The organism is Streptomyces sp. NPDC005303, from assembly GCF_040607335.1.
In the GTDB taxonomy this organism is placed as follows: Bacteria; Actinomycetota; Actinomycetes; order Streptomycetales; family Streptomycetaceae; genus Streptomyces.
In genome coordinates, this window is record NZ_JBEXGM010000088.1 from 1 (window position 1) to 1,193 (window position 1,193).

Below are 1,193 nucleotides of genomic sequence, written 5' to 3' on the forward strand. Positions count from 1 at the left end.
GAAGCGGCAGCAAGAGGTCGCGAGGCGGCAGCTTGCTGCTCGCGACGCGGTGGGCGCGGGGCGGTGGGAAGTGATCTTTGAGACCCAGGACGAGACGGAGTGGCAGGCTTATGTGCGCCGTCTTCGTGCTGGGGAAATACGGATCGACGGATCGGTGCTCCGGGTCGACACGCTGTGCGGGCGTCTGGTGCAGCCGACCACTTATCGGCTGAGTCTGTTCGTGGCGGACCCTGCATGCGAGCCCGACGTTGGAGACCGCGATCATTGATGTCGTGGTGGGTCGTGGGGAGTTGACGGATGCGGCGTGGGAGCGGATAGCTCCGCTCTTGCCGCAGGTGGATGGCCGGGGGCGGCCGTGGCGGGATCACCGGCAGGTGGTGAACGGGGTGCTGTGGCGGTTGCGGACCGGGGCTCCCTGGCGTGATCTTCCCCAGCGCTACGGTCCCTGGCAGACCGTGTACGAGCGGTTCGCCCGCTGGGAGGCGGACGGGACCTGGGCGAGTCTGCTGGAGCATGTCCAGGTTCGAGATGACGCGGTCGGCGCCGTGGAGTGGACGGTATCGGTGGACTCCACGATCAGCCGCGCTCACCAGCACGCCGCCGGCGCCCGCAAAAGGGGGAAACTGACCGGGACGAATCCCGCGAAGTGGCAGATCCGGAACGCTCGGCGACACGGCAGGCGCTCGGACGGTCCCGCGGTGGGCTGACCACCAAGGTCCACCTCGCCGTGGACGGACGCGGCCTACCGCTCGTGGTGGTGCTCACCCCCGGCAACGTCAACGACTCAACCACCTTCGAGCAGGTGATGGAGACCATCCGCGTCCCCCGCGAGGGGCGCGGCCGGCCCCGCACCCGCCCCTACCGCTTGATCGCCGACAAGGCGTATTCGTCCCGCGCGATCCGCGCCTGGTGCCGCCGCCACGGCATCGCCGTGACCATTCCCGAACGGGCCGACCAGGCCGCCAACCGACTACGACGTGGCGCGCGCGGCGGACGCCCGCCCGCGTTCGACACAGAGGTCTACAAGCACCGCAACGTCGTCGAACGCTGCTTCAACCGCCTCAAACAATTCCGGGCAGTGGCCACCCGCTTCGACAAGCTCGCAGACCGCTACCGCGCCGGACTTCGCCTCGCAGCACTCATCCTCTGGCTCCGCGAACCAGCCGGGTGATCATTTGTCAGACAGGCCCTAG

At 68.7% G+C, this 1,193-nt stretch carries 1 protein-coding gene and 1 pseudogene; both read left to right on the forward strand.

The window, feature by feature from the left end:
* Positions 1–268 (forward strand): hypothetical protein (locus ABZT93_RS40390; protein ID WP_356114125.1); only part of this gene is annotated, 268 nt, incomplete at its 5' end.
* Between the two features lie 4 nt (positions 269–272).
* Positions 273–1,193: pseudogene (locus ABZT93_RS40395) on the forward strand (IS5 family transposase).